The organism is Vibrio sp. 1557 (assembly GCF_033340175.1).
GTDB classification, from domain to species: Bacteria; Pseudomonadota; Gammaproteobacteria; order Enterobacterales; family Vibrionaceae; genus Vibrio; species Vibrio alginolyticus.
In genome coordinates, this window is sequence record NZ_JAWOVZ010000001.1 from 234,545 (window position 1) to 249,292 (window position 14,748).

Consider the following 14,748-nt stretch of genomic DNA (forward strand, 5'->3'; position numbering starts at 1 on the left):
GGGGCTTTTTTGTTAGGCCTGTTCTGCGCATTCCTGTTGCAGAGCAGGGTAATCGGTGTAGCCTCGTTCGTTTCCGCCAAACAACGTTGAGCCATCGAGTTCTGCCAACGGATGGTGATGTTGCAAGCGAGAGACTAAGTCTGGGTTTGCTACGAATGGCCGTCCGAATGCGACAAGATCCGCGTAGCCTTTCTCTAACACTTCGTTTGCTCGTTGAGGATTGTAGCGACCTGCGACAATGATAGCGTTGCGAAAGCGCTTTCTAAGTTCGATTCGGAACGTCTCTGGAATCGTTGGTGCATCGGCCCAATCGGCCTCGGACAAGTGCAAGTAGGCAATGTCGCGCTCCTGTAGCTGTTTTGATGCCTCTAAGATCGTTGGCACGATATCTGGGCAGTCCATATCTTTAAAGGTAATGAATGGTGCCAATCTCACTCCAACTCGATGCGCACCAACAGCGGCGATAACTGCCTCCACTACTTCGATAAGAAAACGGATACGATTTTCTCGTGAACCGCCGTAGTTGTCTGTTCGATGGTTTGAGTTGGTTCTTAAGAACTGATCGATCAGATACCCATTCCCGCCGTGGATTTCTACACCATCAAAACCCGATTCAATGGCGCGTTTGGCTGCGTTCGCGAAATCACCGACAACTCGGTTGATATCTGCTTGTGTCATGGCGCGAGGCTCAACACAATCGACCATATTGCCGTTGCCTTGTTCATCTGCAATCCAAACTTGCGTCTCTACCGGAGCGAGCGCAGATGGCGCGATAGGCTGTTCACCATTTTGGAATGTTGGGTGAGACACTCTGCCCACATGCCATAGCTGACAAAACATCGCTGCGCCTTGTGATTTGACCGCTTGGGTCACACCTTGCCAGCCCGCCACTTGCGCATCGGTGTAAACGCCAGGGGTGAACGAATAGCCTTGAGAATCGTCCGAAATTTGCGTGGCTTCGGAAATGATCAGCCCGGCAGAAGCGCGCTGTTGATAATACGTTGCCATCATCTCATTCGGGATGTTGCCCGGCTGAGTGGTGCGTGCGCGAGTCATTGGTGCCATGACAATACGGTTTTGTAGTGACAACGATTTCAGTTGAGCTGGCTCAAACAGCTTATTTGTTCTTTGTTGCATGTTGCGCTCCTTAGATAAGTACAGGCACGTTGGTCGCTTTACGAGCGATTGCCATCCAGTGAAGTACGGCTGGATCCCATTGCACTTCGGGCGCACTGAAAAAGCCGCGTAGAATGGAAAACATAATGGCTTGATCAACCAGTGACGTTTGCTTTTCTGAACTTAGGTTGAGCAAGGGTTTGGTTTGTTCTATCAAAGCGGCGACTTCTTTCGCAATCGCAGGTGTATCGTTAATCAAAGCTTCAAAATTTAACGCTTCGGTTTCTTTTTTTGCACGCCATGCTTGTTTAGCGGTTTCTGTTGCAAATTCCGGTAACGTCATGTTTGACCAACGCGGATACCCGACTTTTTGTAGCGGTAAAAACGCTTGTTTTTGCCAGTCTAAAACCGGTTTGGAGGGTTGGCTGTTTTCGCTGGAAGATGCCAATTCAAGGAAGTAGTTGATGATGTCTAAGCTTTCCGCCATGGCTTCACCATCGTCTTTGATCAAAAGAGGAACTTGTTTTGCGCCGATGAGGTTTGTGGTGGTGCTCTCGTCGTTATAAGCAATTTTGATGACATCCAGCTTAATATTCAGCATGCCTGCAACAAAACGGACGCGGGCGCTAAAGGGGCAATGTTCATAAATGTACAGTTTCATTTTTTGTTTCCTATCTCTTGGCTGGGCAGGGCGTGTTGTTGTGCGTTGTACAGCGTTACGGCGTTTAACTTTTCCCTGTCACATAACGTTCTGGGTCTAAACAATGTCGATAGGGTCAGTATATGGATTCGACTTAATTTGATAATTGGGTAATATCTAAATTGATTATTCAGTTTTTCCAAATAATAAGAGCACGAAGATGGATAAGTTTTCGGATATGACGTTGTTTGTCAGCATCGTTAAACATCAAGGTCTGGCGGCGGCGGGAAGGGAGTTAGGTTTGTCTCCGGCGACGGTAACGGCAAGGCTGCAAGCGATAGAAGAACGCTATGGCGTAAAGCTGCTCAACCGAAGCACACGCCACGTATCACTCACGGACGCAGGGGCAATGTACCATCAAGCTTGTCTTAACATCATTGATAGCGTGAAAGAGACGGAAAACTTGCTGCAAACGGGTATTTCGCAAGTGCGCGGAACGTTGAAAATTTCAGCTCCACGAGATATTGGCAAACAAATTATTTCGCCGATGGTGTCGGCTTTTTCTGAGCAATATCCGGATGTGACGCCTTATCTTTATCTTAATGACAATTTATCGAACTTGGCTGAATCGGGGCTCGATTTGGTGATTCGTTATGGCGAGTTAGCGGACAGCAATCTCATTTCGCGCAGGCTGGCGTCGAGTCAACGCGTGCTGTGCGCATCACCTGACTATTTGTCGAAGCAAGGTGTCCCAAACTGTCCACAAGATCTCGCGGACCATCGCTGCTTAGCCATGGTGCGCAGCAATGAAGAATTAAAAACGTGGCACTTTAAAGATGAAGAGTCTCACCAATCGATCACGGTCACGCCAAAGCGATTTTCTGATGATGGTGAAGTGATTCGACAATGGGCGTTGGACGGTGCGGGGATTGCGTTGAAATCGATTTTAGATATTCAGCAAGACCTCAAAAAACAACGTTTAGTAACGGTTTTGGATGGGTATATGAAAAACTTCAGCGCCTTTTCGCAAGGCGCTGAAGCGGATCTACATGTCATTTATCAAAGCCGCCAATATCAACCGAAAAGAGTTCGCCTGTTTTTGGACTTTCTAGTTGAGCAATTTAGCGCGCTGAGTGATGCCAGCAATCAGATCTAGATGCGATTCAGAGGTTTCTCGGCGGTGGCGATAAATCCCGACGGTGCCAGGGTTTGGTTCGTTTTCCATGGTTAAGCATCGTAAGCCAAAGGATTCCAAATACGGTTTGAGGTGCCCGGTATAAGACATCACCGCGACGCTTTCTTTCAGTACATCAATACTGGCGAGCAGAGAATCCACTTCGTAAGTCGGTCTGTCATCCAGTTGCTGCCTTTCGCGTTCATTTTGCTTCGGGATTGGGTTATCGATGACGTGAGCGAATTTCTTAGCATCATAAGTGACCGAAAGAGCTGGGTATTCGTGCAGCATATCTTCGGTGACGGTTTTCCCTAGAAGTGGGTGGTTTGGGGAAACAAAATAGGCATCAACCGTTTGAAATAGCGGAATAAACGTAACATCACATTTAGACGACAAGCCGACAATCTCGTGGCCGATGAAGAATTCAATCTGTTCGTTGATTAATGAATCCATCAAGCCTAAGTGGTTGCCAAATTCGACGTGCGTAGATGCCGATGGCTGCTTGGTCAGATGTTGATTGAGTGCTTGTTTGACGAACAGCGGCCACCACGCATCGCCAGTGCCCATTTTAATTTTTCCGACTTGGTACTGTTTCCGTTCATCAATGCTTTGCATCATTTGGTTGTATTCATGCTGCATCGCGTTGCTATGGCGATAGAGGATGCGTCCGTATTCGGTCAACACCATGCCATTAGGATGACGTTCAAACAGCGTCACGCCGAGATTCTCTTCCAGCTTCTTTAAATTGCTTGTTACCGTTGGCTGGCTTAACCCTGCCATTCTTGCCGCAGCGCTGATGCTTTGGCAGCGTGCAACCAGTAAAAATTGCTGCAGAGATTTGTCCATTTTCTTTCCCCTCTAAGAACGAGGGGTATTTTGCACAATTTCATTTATAAATCACAAATCTGTAATCTCATTTGATTGAAATTATGCGCATTTCATAGATCTACATCACTGTTGGGGTTTGACGTATAGATGTTATCTATAGCTCGCTCCTGACTTCCTATTTTCCCCTCAAAAAGGTGTTCTTTAGACTGTCGCCAAAACAACAATCTAAGGGATGAACATGAAACCGAGTTTTATTGCGCTTGCTGTCGCGTCTTGTATTGGTCTTGCTGGATGTGGGTCAGATTCCTCTGATGCGCCTGTGCCGGTCGACAAACCAATTATTTCAGCCGACTTATATTTACGTGGTTTAAATGGGGATTGGGGCACGGCAGAGTATGCCAAGCTAAACTATTTGGGTAATAACGAGTACGAAACCGTACTGCGCGTCGCTCGAGGTAGCAATCAGTTCAAGATTGCTGATCCGGGTTGGCAGATCCAATACACCTATTTTGAGGAGCCCGCGGCGTTGGATAAAGCTCAAGAGTACCAGCCAAAACCGGACACGAATGAAGCGTGTATGAACGATGATTGCAACTCTGAGATCACGTTTGAAGACAAAGGGTATTACAAGTTTTCTGTGAGCTTTGCCGATGAAAGTCGCGCGACAATGACTGTGACGAAAGCAACGCAAGAAGAAGCGGAAAAATACTACTCTGATGCGATTCTCGACCCTGCAATGGTGCATGAAGGGCATCAGAGCAAAGAAGTGAAACTGTTCGCCAATTACGATGACTCGAGTGATACCGTGATTTTTTCGGTGAAAGATCCTAAAGCTGAACTGCGTGAATTTGGTATTTCAACGACGACAGAATTGCGTGATGCGCTCGACCAAGGCTTAGTGATTAATGAGCAAACAGGGCCGCGAGTGGTGTCGGGTGATGTCGCGTTTGACGCGTTGTTTGCATTGACGATGAAAGAGCTAGACCAGCTTGCCGTTTCTGAAATCAAAGACGGCAATTACAACTACAACAACCCAATCAAAGCGGAAGTTTTTGAGACGGGCGCGAAGTGGCATTACGTATGGACGCGTGATTTGGCGTACGCAGCAGACCTTTCGCTTGCATTGATGAATCCAACTCGGGTGCAAAATGGTTTGAATTTCAAATTGTCTGCTTTCCGCGACACGACCGATCAGCAATACGATGGCGAGCAGATTGTGCAAGACACGGGCACTGGCGGCAGTTGGCCAATCAGTACCGACCGCACGACTTGGGCGCTTGGTGCTGAACGCTTACTTTCGGCATTAGATGGGGAAGAGTACAACCAATTTTCTGAGCGCGCTTACAAAGCGATCAGCAATACACTTGAAGCCGATCGCCTGGCGGCTTTTGATGCGAAATCCGGTTTATACACTGGTGAGCAATCATTCCTCGATTGGCGTGAGCAAACGTATTCAACGTGGACGCCAAACGATGTCAATACAATTGGTAGCAGCAAAGCGTTATCGACAAACGTGGTTCACTACCGCGCGATTCAGCTCGCGGCTAAGTTGGCAGAGAAGTACGATTCAACCAACGCGGTCAAATACACCGATTGGGCTGCACAACTAAAAACCGCTATCAACGAGCAGTTTTGGAATGCCGAACGCGGTATGTACGTAAGTTATTTGTTTGATAATGGCAAAGACATCGCGGTCGACAAATATGACATGTTGGGCGAAGCACTTGCGATCATCAGTGGTGTGGCAAGTGATGCGCAGGCGAAACAAATCATGGCCAATTACCCACACAGTGAGTTTGGCGTGCCGGTTTACTTCCCTCAGCAACCGGACGTGCCTGTGTACCATAACCGCGCAATTTGGCCATTTGTTACCGCGTACAGCTTGCGCGCCGCGCATCAAACACAAAACGTGGCAGCAGTGAACAATGCCATTCAATCGTTGGTTCGTGGTACGGCAACTAATTTATCCAACATGGAAAACTTAGAGTGGCTTTCTGGTAAGTCATTCATCATCCATAGTGATCATGGCGAAGATCCGAGCTTGGATGGCCCAGTGATTAACTCTCAGCGTCAGCTTTGGTCTGTGGGTGGCTACTTGAACATGGTGGTAGAGACCCTATTCGGCATCCATACCGAAACAGGTAAGTTGGAAGTGAAGCCATTTATCACAAGTTGGGTGCGCAATAATTTGTTGGCTCAGTCTGAACAAATCACGTTGGAAAACTTTGCCTTCAAAGGAAAGAACTACTCGGTAACGATTGACTTGCCTGAAGTAAGCAAAGATGAAACAGGTTACTACCCAGTTGAAAATGTCACGATGGACGAAGAGGGGCATTTCCACGTGACACTGGGCGCGCTTGTGAATGTAGATAGTAGCATTACTTTAGTTTCTGGGGTGAAACCGTATGTGAGTGAAGATAGCCGCGTATATTCTCCGCAAGAGCCAACATTGGTGGTAAAAAGCGTTGATAATTCGGTTTCGATTGACGTGACGAGCAAGTACAACGTGAACTTGTATCGCAATGGCGAGCTGATTCAAAAGAACGTGATTGCTCAATCTTATTCCGATACGCCAACAGGTTTTGCTTGTTATTTGGCTGAAAGCATTAACGATAAAGGCTTCCGTTCTAACCCAAGCCAACCAGTTTGTGTCGGTGAAGAGATCCGCATCAAACTTGATGGCGAATATCAGCCACTCAAAGACAATATCTCAGTGGTTACGGTGAGCAAAGAGAGTGGCGTTGTAAAAGGTTCAGAGTCGTTTACAGCCCCTGTAACGGGCACTTACCAGTTTGATGCTTGGTACAACAATAACCTAGGGCAACTTAATACTGGCATCACGAACACCGTGAAATTGTTAGAGGTATTGGATGATGCAGGTAAAGTGGTTGGTCAAGGTTACTTGCAGATGGGCCATATTGGTGAAAACCAAGGTATGCGTTACTCAACGCCAATTGAGGTGACGTTGGAGCAGGGAAAAACCTATCAGATCGCGCTGAAGGACCACTTCAATATGAGTTACCTCAAATCGAATGAAACCTACATTTACGCTGGTGGTATTGAGGGTGAAAAGAACGAAGCGCAAATCGCAGATATTCGAATCACACCTTTAATGTAGACTGTTTTAACAAAGCTGTATTCTAAAAAAACTGTGTTTTAAGAAAAAAAGCCGCTGAGATTATCAGCGGCTTTGTTGTATTTGCTATCGGTGGCCGTTTACAGGTTAGTTTGCAGCTTGCGGACGAGGCTTACGGCGCTGACCTGACGGTTTGTTTCCTGCAGGCTTAGCATTGTTTGGCTTGCGGTTACCAGACGGTTTACCAGCGTTGCCACTCTTATTACCGTTTGGTTTATTTCCATTCGGTTTATTACCATTTGGCTTGTTGCCGTTAGGTTTGCGGTCATCTGGTTTACTGTTTGCACGACTTTGGCCTTCACGGTTGCCTTTAGGCTTGCCTGCACCGCCTTGGTTGGTGCTGTTTTTGTTGCCGTTGCTACCACCGTTGAAGCGACGTTTGGGTTTGTTTGCACCATTGCCTGCTTTCTTTTCGGCTGCTGGGGCATTTTCACTTGCAGCATTTGGCGCTTTTGGTTTTTTCGGCTTCTTAGGTTTTTTCGGTTTGATTGGGCGCGTATCCAGTTTAGATTCTGGCACCACATTGGTTGGCGCAAAACCTTCCAACTTTTTACGTGGTAGTACTTCTTGAATCAAACGTTCAATCGCAAACAATTCAGATGCTTCTAGCGCACACACCAGTGAAATCGCTTTACCTACTTCGCCCGCGCGGCCAGTACGACCAATACGGTGAACGTAGTCTTCTGCCACTTTCGGTAGCTCAAAGTTCACCACTTGCGGTAATTGCGGAATATCGATACCGCGCGCAGCAATGTCCGTCGCGACCAACACACGAATTTCACCCGATTTAAAATCCGCCAGTGCTTTGGTACGCGCGCCTTGGCTCTTGTTGCCGTGGATGGCAGCAGCCGGTAGATTTTGTTCGATCAGGAACTTCGCCAGACGGTTTGCGCCGTGTTTCGTTTTCGTAAACACCAGCACTTGCTTCCAATCGCCGTCTTTGATCAATTTAACCAACATCGGTGCTTTCTTCTTCACGTCTGCTGGGTAGATGCTTTGCTCAACCGTTCTCGCCGTCGAGTTTGCCGGGTTAACGGAAATCTCAACCGGGTTGTTCACCAAGCCTTTCGCAAGGTCGCGGATTTCATCCGAGAAAGTTGCAGAGAAAAGTAGGTTCTGACGCTGTTTAGGTAGCAGAGCTAGGATCTTACGAATGTCACGGATAAAGCCCATATCTAGCATGCGGTCTGCTTCGTCCAGTACTAGCACTTCCAGTTGGTCGAACTTCACTGCATTTTGGTTGTACAAATCCATCAGGCGGCCTGGTGTCGCGACCAACACATCCGCACCTTTGCGAAGACGCTGCATTTGCGGGTTGATCTTCACACCACCAAAAACAACCGCACTGCTTAGTGGAAGATGACGGCCGTACATAAATACGTTTTCTTGCACCTGAGCTGCAAGCTCACGTGTTGGCGTCAGGATAAGTGCACGAACTTGGTTAGCACGAACGCGAGGGCCGTTCGATAAACGCTCAAGAATCGGTAGCGTAAAGCCTGCAGTTTTACCTGTACCAGTCTGCGCTGCTGCCATTACGTCTTTCCCTTCCAAAATAGCAGGAATTGCTTTTGCCTGAATTGGCGAAGGGGTGTCGTAGCCTTTCTCTTGAATAGCTTTAAGGATTGGAGCAGATAGACCTAACGAGGTAAAACCCATATGTATGATTCTCAATTGTAGAGTTAGATAACAACGCGCCGAAAACAAATCGGTGCGAAAAGTGCGACATTCTGAGGCTTTTACGCGCAGGCTTCAACTAATTCCGTCATGGATAAATATTTGAACTGGATCTCATTTCTTTTTGGCAGGCAAAACTGATAACTGGTTTGGTCGATCGATTGAATGGTTTTACGTTGGCGATGCCCATTCTTACATCGCTATCACGGTATGCAGTTTTAGTTTATCGAATGATGTTCGGAGTGTGGGGGAGGATTGCTCCTTTCATTACTCCGCTTTTGCATGCGTTAAAAACGCACTCGTCAATTGCTGAAAGAGCGAATCTACCGATGGGCGGTCGGATATATGATGGAAGAGCGGTGTGTGGACATCACCACGAATATCATCGCTGTGACCGCAGAGCTGATTACACATTCGTACTGGTTCGACAATCTTCTCGACGTCGGCATCAATCAGAATGCATGCTTGTGATAACACCACTTGCCCACCGCCTTTTTTCAGTAAAACGCGCTGCGCGGTTCCCACGACTTTTTGCCCGCCAATGTTGAGGTTGTACTCGCCATCGCAGTAGGAATAAGGCGTAGCATGAACATCCACTTTCACGCCGAGCTGTTTAAAGAAAACCGTTAATATCGCACATAAATCGAGATACGCTTTTTTGATGTTGTAAGGCTCGCCTTCTGGCCAGTGGTAAATGTGGGATAGATTGATAATACCTGGCACCTGAGGGACTGGGGCACCACCGGTTTTACGAGAAAAGAGCTTCCAGCCAGACGTATTTAACGCATGTTCTAACTCATTAGACACTGGCCATTTCTTACCCGCGGGAAGCACGAGCGTTGGACTTTTTACTTGCCAAAGCAATAGCACTTGCGAGAGTTGGTTGGACTGAACTTGTTTAATGAGCTCATCTTCTTTGTCAAATGCATCAGCGACTTCCGTAGCTGTGTAGCGAATTAGCTTATTTTTAGCAACCAAACTCTATCCCTCGCGGCTATTTAATCATTACTGTTGTATCTCAGATACAGCTTTATTGCTAGGTCTGTGATTATTAGGTTTTTGCTCGCTAGCTGCATGATCACCTTTTGGATCTTTTCCGTTGTCCATTAATTCTACTTGAACACGCGATAAAAAGTTTTTGCTAGTCATCACATCAGCCATTCATAAAATCTGCCATCTATGAAAAATTTTGGCGATAATAAGTATGAAAAAGCGAGTGATGACTCTCGCGTTAGCGGCATCATTAACGGGATGTGTGACGTTCCCAACTCAAGAATCTGAGCAAGTACAGGTGCTTTGGGACAATGTGAATGCGATTGAAAACTGTGAACTAATGGGTACCGTGATCGGCTCAGAAGGACACTTTTACGACTACTGGCTTCACGCCGATAAAGACATGGTTTGGGGGACGCTAAACCAAATGCGCATCAAGGCGGCGGATTTAGGCGCAGATACCTTGTACTTGTATCAACCGTTGAGCTTTTCTACGTCAGTGACGATGTTTGCAAATGCTTACAAGTGCAAACAGTAGCTATTGGCTTGATCATAATTGTAAGACAGGCGCTGCTCGCCTGTCTTTGATGCGTTCTACAAATACTGACTACTTTACGTTAATTAACGTTTGCTGTCGCCACCGCTGATGTATCAGAAAACGACAATGTAAAGTCTCGCTCGGTATTAAGCACTTTGGCTGGAAACTCTAAGCTCAACTGCGTATGTGGCGCGACTTCTGAAGCAATGCTAGTAACGAATTTTCGGGTTTCTCCAGGAGAGATCGATATGTCACTTCCACCTTGTGATGAGAGCTCAGCGATACCCATTGTTTCAAGTGTGTTACCTGCAGTATCCGCCAGGTGTAGTAAAGATTCTGACTTGTAGATTAATTCTCCACTTTCTGTGCGATATGCATTAAACGTGTTGAAATTTGGTTGTAATGATCCTTGTGAACCAATGTTAGTAACGGAAAATGTCACATTAGCGCCATCAAAGTTCTCGACTCTTACGAGTACGTTACCGTCTTGGTAACGAGCGGCTGCTGCCGCGGCTGCTTGTTGTTTCTGCCGCTGTTTCTCTTTTTCAATGTCGCTTAACTGTTTCTGCTCATTAGCGATTCGATTCTTTGCCATGGAGTACGACTGATCGACCATTGCTATTAAAGCGGGGATTGAATACAAAGTGAGGCCTTCCAAATGGTCAAAGTCGATTTTGGCATGTTGAGTACGTTTATGATTAGAAAATTGGCAGTAACCATCAATCAAACTGATGAAAGCCACTTCAAAAGTGCCCTGTAATCGGCTTACTTCCTGTGCTGCTTTCTCTAGATTTGAGCGGACTTTCCGAATCTCTTCCAAACTCTTTTGTGAAAGACGACCGTTTGGCGATACGTCGTTAGAAACCGAAACCAGTTCTTCGGTCACAAATGGATTGTTTTCGGCTGGAATCACCGTAGTTATACGGTTGGATTTGGTGATGTCTTCGCCCAATAAAACCATCATTTTTTGCGATGCGGCGGTTGTGTTGCCCGCTAATACGTCACTACAGTTTGGCGACGTATTGGCATACACGGCGAATGCGGTAAAAAGTGAAAGTGTAACGGACCAGCCGATGGTGACGAGTCCTGTCGTGGTTCGAGTATTCATCCTGATAACCCCTCTGTCATTTGGTGCGATTCACTGACGTAATTGCCAATCAAAAGATTGGCTCGCGACATTCAGAATGGTTCTGGTCAACCCTTCGTAGTGGGTATGCCCACAGATGCTTTTTTAGTCGTTTATCAACCGCTAAGCCACGATTGATAAAGTGTCTGAAATTGAGAGCATTAACGCTGCGAAGTTGATGTCTTTGACTGAAAGATAGACGTAACTTTTCCAACCATCAAATACGTGATTGAGTTCTCATTTTTATATGAGTGAGAGGTTCAAGAGAAAACAGGCACTTACTGTAGAGAGTTGATTTGAAGGAAAAATATAAATTTTTTTGGGGAACTTTTTTGATGCTGCCTTTGAGACTTTTTTGAATCTCAAAGGCAGGTTCTTACACTCGTGTTCAATTACAACGTGTTGAGGACATCCGCGAGTCGAGAGACAGCTGTCGTCAGTTCTTCTGGTGTAGCATTGGTAAAGTTAAGACGCAGAGCGGCTTTTACCTTTGAACCTTCTGGATAAAAGACCGGGCTCGGCACTACAGCAACCCAGTTTGCGAGAAGGTTTTTCGCCAGTTCGAAGGTGTCGCATTCTGGAATTTCGACCCAAACGAACATACCACCATCGACGGGTTTGAGTACGCAACTTTCTGGCAGCTGTTTTTGCAGTTCAGCAAACATGACATCGTAACGTGATTTGTAAAGCGCACAGATGGTTGAAATGTGCGTTTCGAAGTTGTCATGTTGCAGTAGACCATGCAGCAAAGCTTGCATAGGAATACTAGAGTGCAGATCGGCACCTTGTTTAATTTTGATGAGTGGCTCAAGGTAGCTACTCTTGCCCGTAACTACACCAATACGCAAGCCTGGTGAAGCTATTTTGGAGAAAGAGCGCAATACGATGGAGTGCTGCGGGCAGAAATCCGAAACTAGCGGCAGTGCTTCACCAGAAAAACGCAGCTCGCGGTATGGTGCGTCTTCAATGAATGCAACGTCGTATTGGATACAAAGTTCGGCAACTTTTTGGCGAGTCTCTAGCGCCCAGCATACGCCCGTTGGGTTGTGAAAATCGGGCACAGCATAGAACATTTTCGGTTGCTGCGTGGCAAAGCATTGTTCGAGTTCTTCAAGGTTTGGGCCACACTCGGTTTGTGAAACGGTCACGATGCTGGCTTGCACTAGACCGAATACTTGCATAGCACCAAGGTAGCTCGGTGCTTCCATCACCACTTTATCGCCCGGATTTACGTACGCACGCGCAATCAAATCTAGCCCTTGCTGAGAGCCCGTTGTGATCATAGCCAAATGAGATTCTGGCAGCTGGTAATAATCGGTCAAAAAATTAAGTAGCGGTGCGTAGCCTGCTGTTGCGCCATATTGAAACACCTCTGGCATATTCGCGAGGTTTTCGAGCGTCGGTTTCATTAAGTCGATCGGGAAGGTTTTTTCGTCCGGCAAGCCACCTGCAAGAGAAATGACGTTCTTATCGCTCGCTGCTGCGAGGATCTCTCGGATGTAGGATGACTTAGTTTGTTGTAATGACTGTGCGATTTCCATGTGCTGTGCTTCTCGTAATTGTCTTTTTTATGTCAGAAATAGTATAGGTAAATTGCCAAGCTTGGTGTGTCCATTTATGCTGTTAAACATGTCCATTTATGCTATTTAAGTGAAAGTTTACTCCGTGAGCCATCAACAAGTTTCCAGAATCAATGACGTGCTGTTTTACATTCACCAGGACATTAGCAGAGATTTATCGGCTAAAGAGCTAGCAGATGTAGCAGCCTATTCTGAACAGCACTTCCATCGTATTTTTAAAGATGTGGTAGGGGAGTCTGTCCATCAATATATCCGTCGCACAAGAATGGAATACGCAGCCAATCAACTGATGTTTGATACCAGCTCATCGGTGTTAGACATTGCTAACAAGTGCGGCTTTAGCTCGGTATCTTCTTTTAGCCGAGCGTTTAAAGCAACGTTCGCTATGTCTCCTGGTGCGTGGCGAAAGCATGATTTACAAGTCGCAGAAAAGCCGTATCTAAAAGATCCGGAAGTGGCTGCGGGTTATCATCGGGTTGCTAAACGCGAGTTGCCAGAACCTAAAATTATGGAGGTTCCACAACGCTTTGCGGCTTATGTGCGGCATGAGGGTTATAGCCGTTCCATTCGCAATGCGTGGCTGATTTTGAAGGCGTGGGCAAGCTCTGAGAATCGGGACTTTTCGGTTCAATATGGTTTGCATCACTCCAACCCAGCTTGGGTCGAGCTAGATAAGTGTCGCTATGTGGCTTGTATGGCGATTGATAAGCCGCTTAAAGTACGCGGTGTCGTGAATCAAATGACGATTCCGGGTGGTTTACATGCTGTTTTTCGCTTAACGGGAGTATATGGTGAGCTTCTTCCTCAACTGAGTATGGTATTAGAGAAGTGGTTGCCGAATTCAGGCTTTAAGCAGCGTTCTACTCCCGCTTATGTTCACTATCATAAAAACCATTTCCTCAGCCATGATGAGGCGTTTGAGCTGGACTTCTATCTTCCCGTCAGTTTTTTCTAACCGGAGTACTTATTTACTATCCATAAGGAAGAAAATGCTAAGCTCTATATGGTGATTTTTTACAAATAATTGAAAATTAAATGAACATCGATCATGTAAAGCTATTTGTCCGTTTGGCTTCGACACACAACATCAGCATGGCTGGCCAGGAGCTTGGACTTTCTCCTGCTGTCGCTAGCGCACACATCAATAAACTTGAGGACAGCTTAGGAGTTCGTTTAGTTCATCGCACCACACGCAAAGTTTCCTTAACTGAAGAGGGGCAGGCTTTTTTACCTCACGCGGAGGAGGTCCTTGCAACAGTGGAGGCAGCAAGGGGAGCTGTTGGCTCAGGGCAGAGTGCGCCAACGGGAGTATTACGTATAACCGCCTCTGCAACTTTTGGTCGCTTGCATATTGTGCCCGCATTAAAAGGTTTTATGGCGCGTTACCCAGGGTTAACCGTGGACTGCCGATTTTCTGATTCCATTATTGATCTGGTTGAGGGAGGTTTTGATGTCGCCATTCGTGTCGCTGAGTTGAAAGATTCTTCATTGGTTGCAAGAAAGCTTGCGCCAGATCGTCGTATTATCGTTGCATCACCAGATTATATTGAACAATTTGGGAGACCTAACAAGCCCCAAGACTTGGCGAATCATGAATGTATTAACTTAGTTGGAATGAATAATTGGTCATTCAATACAAAAGATGGAATGTTCAATGTAAGAACTTCTGGTCGTTTTAAAACCGATAATGGTGATGCGATGAGAGACGCGACGGTAAACGGGTTAGGTATTTCTATCAACTCGGTTTGGAGTGTTTATCAAGAATTACAAAGTGGTCAGCTAGTGGAAGTGCTCGAAGATCACCCTTTAGCGATGGATGCTGGGATTTGGGCTGTGTACCCAAGCTCTCGTTTAATTGCGCCTAAGGTGCGTGCCTTTATTGATTACTTTGCTGAATACTATGGCACGCCACCTTATTGGGAGTTTGCGGAAAAGTGATAACA

The 14,748-nt window shown here is 46.4% G+C and carries 12 protein-coding genes and 1 pseudogene; 6 read left to right on the top strand and 7 right to left on the bottom strand.

What is annotated here, in order from left to right:
- Nucleotides 1-12 precede the first annotated feature (12 nt).
- A complete protein-coding gene (locus R7070_RS01140; RefSeq protein WP_171342634.1) occupies nucleotides 13-1,137 on the bottom strand; it encodes an alkene reductase in 1,125 nt (374 codons plus the stop codon).
- Between the two features lie 10 nt (nucleotides 1,138-1,147).
- Nucleotides 1,148-1,777 carry a glutaredoxin 2 gene (gene grxB, locus R7070_RS01145; RefSeq protein ID WP_256900373.1) on the bottom strand — a complete coding sequence of 210 codons (630 nt, stop codon included), beginning with the start codon at nucleotides 1,775-1,777 and terminating at the stop codon, nucleotides 1,148-1,150.
- 199 nt (nucleotides 1,778-1,976) lie between these two features.
- Here grxB and R7070_RS01150 point away from each other — a divergent pair, with 199 nt between their 5' ends.
- Nucleotides 1,977-2,912, top strand: a complete 936-nt coding sequence (locus tag R7070_RS01150; RefSeq protein WP_053304585.1) for a LysR family transcriptional regulator — start codon at nucleotides 1,977-1,979, stop codon at nucleotides 2,910-2,912.
- Here R7070_RS01150 and R7070_RS01155 read toward each other — a convergent pair.
- Nucleotides 2,865-3,776, bottom strand: a complete 912-nt coding sequence (locus R7070_RS01155) for a LysR family transcriptional regulator (protein ID WP_158173387.1) — start codon at nucleotides 3,774-3,776, stop codon at nucleotides 2,865-2,867. The two genes, R7070_RS01150 and R7070_RS01155, sit on opposite strands and share 48 nt — an antisense overlap.
- Nucleotides 3,777-3,996: 220 nt before the next feature.
- Here R7070_RS01155 and R7070_RS01160 point away from each other — a divergent pair, with 220 nt between their 5' ends.
- A complete protein-coding gene (locus tag R7070_RS01160) occupies nucleotides 3,997-6,876 on the top strand; it encodes an amylo-alpha-1,6-glucosidase (RefSeq protein ID WP_256900375.1) in 2,880 nt (959 codons plus the stop codon).
- A gap of 105 nt (nucleotides 6,877-6,981) precedes the next feature.
- Here R7070_RS01160 and R7070_RS01165 read toward each other — a convergent pair whose 3' ends face one another.
- Nucleotides 6,982-8,550, bottom strand: coding sequence for a DEAD/DEAH box helicase (locus tag R7070_RS01165; protein WP_053349302.1), 1,569 nt, complete (start codon nucleotides 8,548-8,550; stop codon nucleotides 6,982-6,984).
- A 148-nt stretch (nucleotides 8,551-8,698) separates the two neighbouring features.
- On the opposite strand from R7070_RS01165, the pseudogene R7070_RS01170 reads away from it, so the two are divergent.
- Nucleotides 8,699-8,776, top strand: a pseudogene (locus tag R7070_RS01170) (VOC family protein); the annotation flags it as partial.
- A gap of 59 nt (nucleotides 8,777-8,835) precedes the next feature.
- Here the strand turns inward: R7070_RS01170 and R7070_RS01175 are convergent.
- Nucleotides 8,836-9,546 (bottom strand): biotin/lipoate A/B protein ligase family protein, encoded by a 711-nt coding sequence (locus R7070_RS01175; protein WP_053349299.1) that lies wholly within the window; start codon nucleotides 9,544-9,546, stop codon nucleotides 8,836-8,838.
- Nucleotides 9,547-9,772: 226 nt separating this feature from the next.
- Between R7070_RS01175 and R7070_RS01180 the strand changes: the two genes are divergently transcribed.
- Nucleotides 9,773-10,099: a DUF4156 domain-containing protein gene (locus R7070_RS01180; protein ID WP_025767966.1), complete on the top strand. Its 327-nt coding sequence runs from the start codon at nucleotides 9,773-9,775 to the stop codon at nucleotides 10,097-10,099.
- 79 nt (nucleotides 10,100-10,178) lie between these two features.
- Here the strand turns inward: R7070_RS01180 and R7070_RS01185 are convergent, their stop codons facing one another.
- Nucleotides 10,179-11,207 carry a hypothetical protein gene (locus tag R7070_RS01185; protein ID WP_256900376.1) on the bottom strand — a complete coding sequence of 343 codons (1,029 nt, stop codon included), beginning with the start codon at nucleotides 11,205-11,207 and terminating at the stop codon, nucleotides 10,179-10,181.
- Between the two features lie 410 nt (nucleotides 11,208-11,617).
- On the bottom strand, nucleotides 11,618-12,766 hold the full coding sequence (locus R7070_RS01190) for a PLP-dependent aminotransferase family protein (RefSeq protein ID WP_085569169.1): 1,149 nt from the start codon (nucleotides 12,764-12,766) through the stop codon (nucleotides 11,618-11,620).
- 124 nt (nucleotides 12,767-12,890) lie between these two features.
- Here R7070_RS01190 and R7070_RS01195 point away from each other — a divergent pair, with 124 nt between their 5' ends.
- Together R7070_RS01195 and R7070_RS01200 are read left to right on the top strand one after the other, a co-directional pair.
- Complete coding sequence (locus R7070_RS01195; RefSeq protein ID WP_064369384.1) at nucleotides 12,891-13,760, top strand: GyrI-like domain-containing protein; 870 nt, start codon at nucleotides 12,891-12,893, stop codon at nucleotides 13,758-13,760.
- Between the two features lie 80 nt (nucleotides 13,761-13,840).
- Nucleotides 13,841-14,743, top strand: coding sequence for a LysR family transcriptional regulator (locus R7070_RS01200; RefSeq protein WP_017819836.1), 903 nt, complete (start codon nucleotides 13,841-13,843; stop codon nucleotides 14,741-14,743).
- Nucleotides 14,744-14,748 lie beyond the last annotated feature (5 nt).

Excerpts from the sequence above, each read along its gene's own strand:
- R7070_RS01140 (WP_171342634.1), bottom strand. The coding sequence starts at position 1,137 with ATGCAACAAAGAACAAATAAGCTGTTTGAGCCAGCTCAACTGAAATCG.
- grxB (WP_256900373.1), bottom strand. The coding sequence starts at position 1,777 with ATGAAACTGTACATTTATGAACATTGCCCCTTTAGCGCCCGCGTCCGT.
- R7070_RS01150 (WP_053304585.1), top strand. The coding sequence starts at position 1,977 with ATGGATAAGTTTTCGGATATGACGTTGTTTGTCAGCATCGTTAAACAT.
- R7070_RS01155 (WP_158173387.1), bottom strand. The coding sequence starts at position 3,776 with ATGGACAAATCTCTGCAGCAATTTTTACTGGTTGCACGCTGCCAAAGC.
- R7070_RS01160 (WP_256900375.1), top strand. The coding sequence starts at position 3,997 with ATGAAACCGAGTTTTATTGCGCTTGCTGTCGCGTCTTGTATTGGTCTT.
- R7070_RS01165 (WP_053349302.1), bottom strand. The coding sequence starts at position 8,550 with ATGGGTTTTACCTCGTTAGGTCTATCTGCTCCAATCCTTAAAGCTATT.
- R7070_RS01180 (WP_025767966.1), top strand. The coding sequence starts at position 9,773 with ATGAAAAAGCGAGTGATGACTCTCGCGTTAGCGGCATCATTAACGGGA.
- R7070_RS01185 (WP_256900376.1), bottom strand. The coding sequence starts at position 11,207 with ATGAATACTCGAACCACGACAGGACTCGTCACCATCGGCTGGTCCGTT.
- R7070_RS01190 (WP_085569169.1), bottom strand. The coding sequence starts at position 12,766 with ATGGAAATCGCACAGTCATTACAACAAACTAAGTCATCCTACATCCGA.
- R7070_RS01200 (WP_017819836.1), top strand. The coding sequence starts at position 13,841 with ATGAACATCGATCATGTAAAGCTATTTGTCCGTTTGGCTTCGACACAC.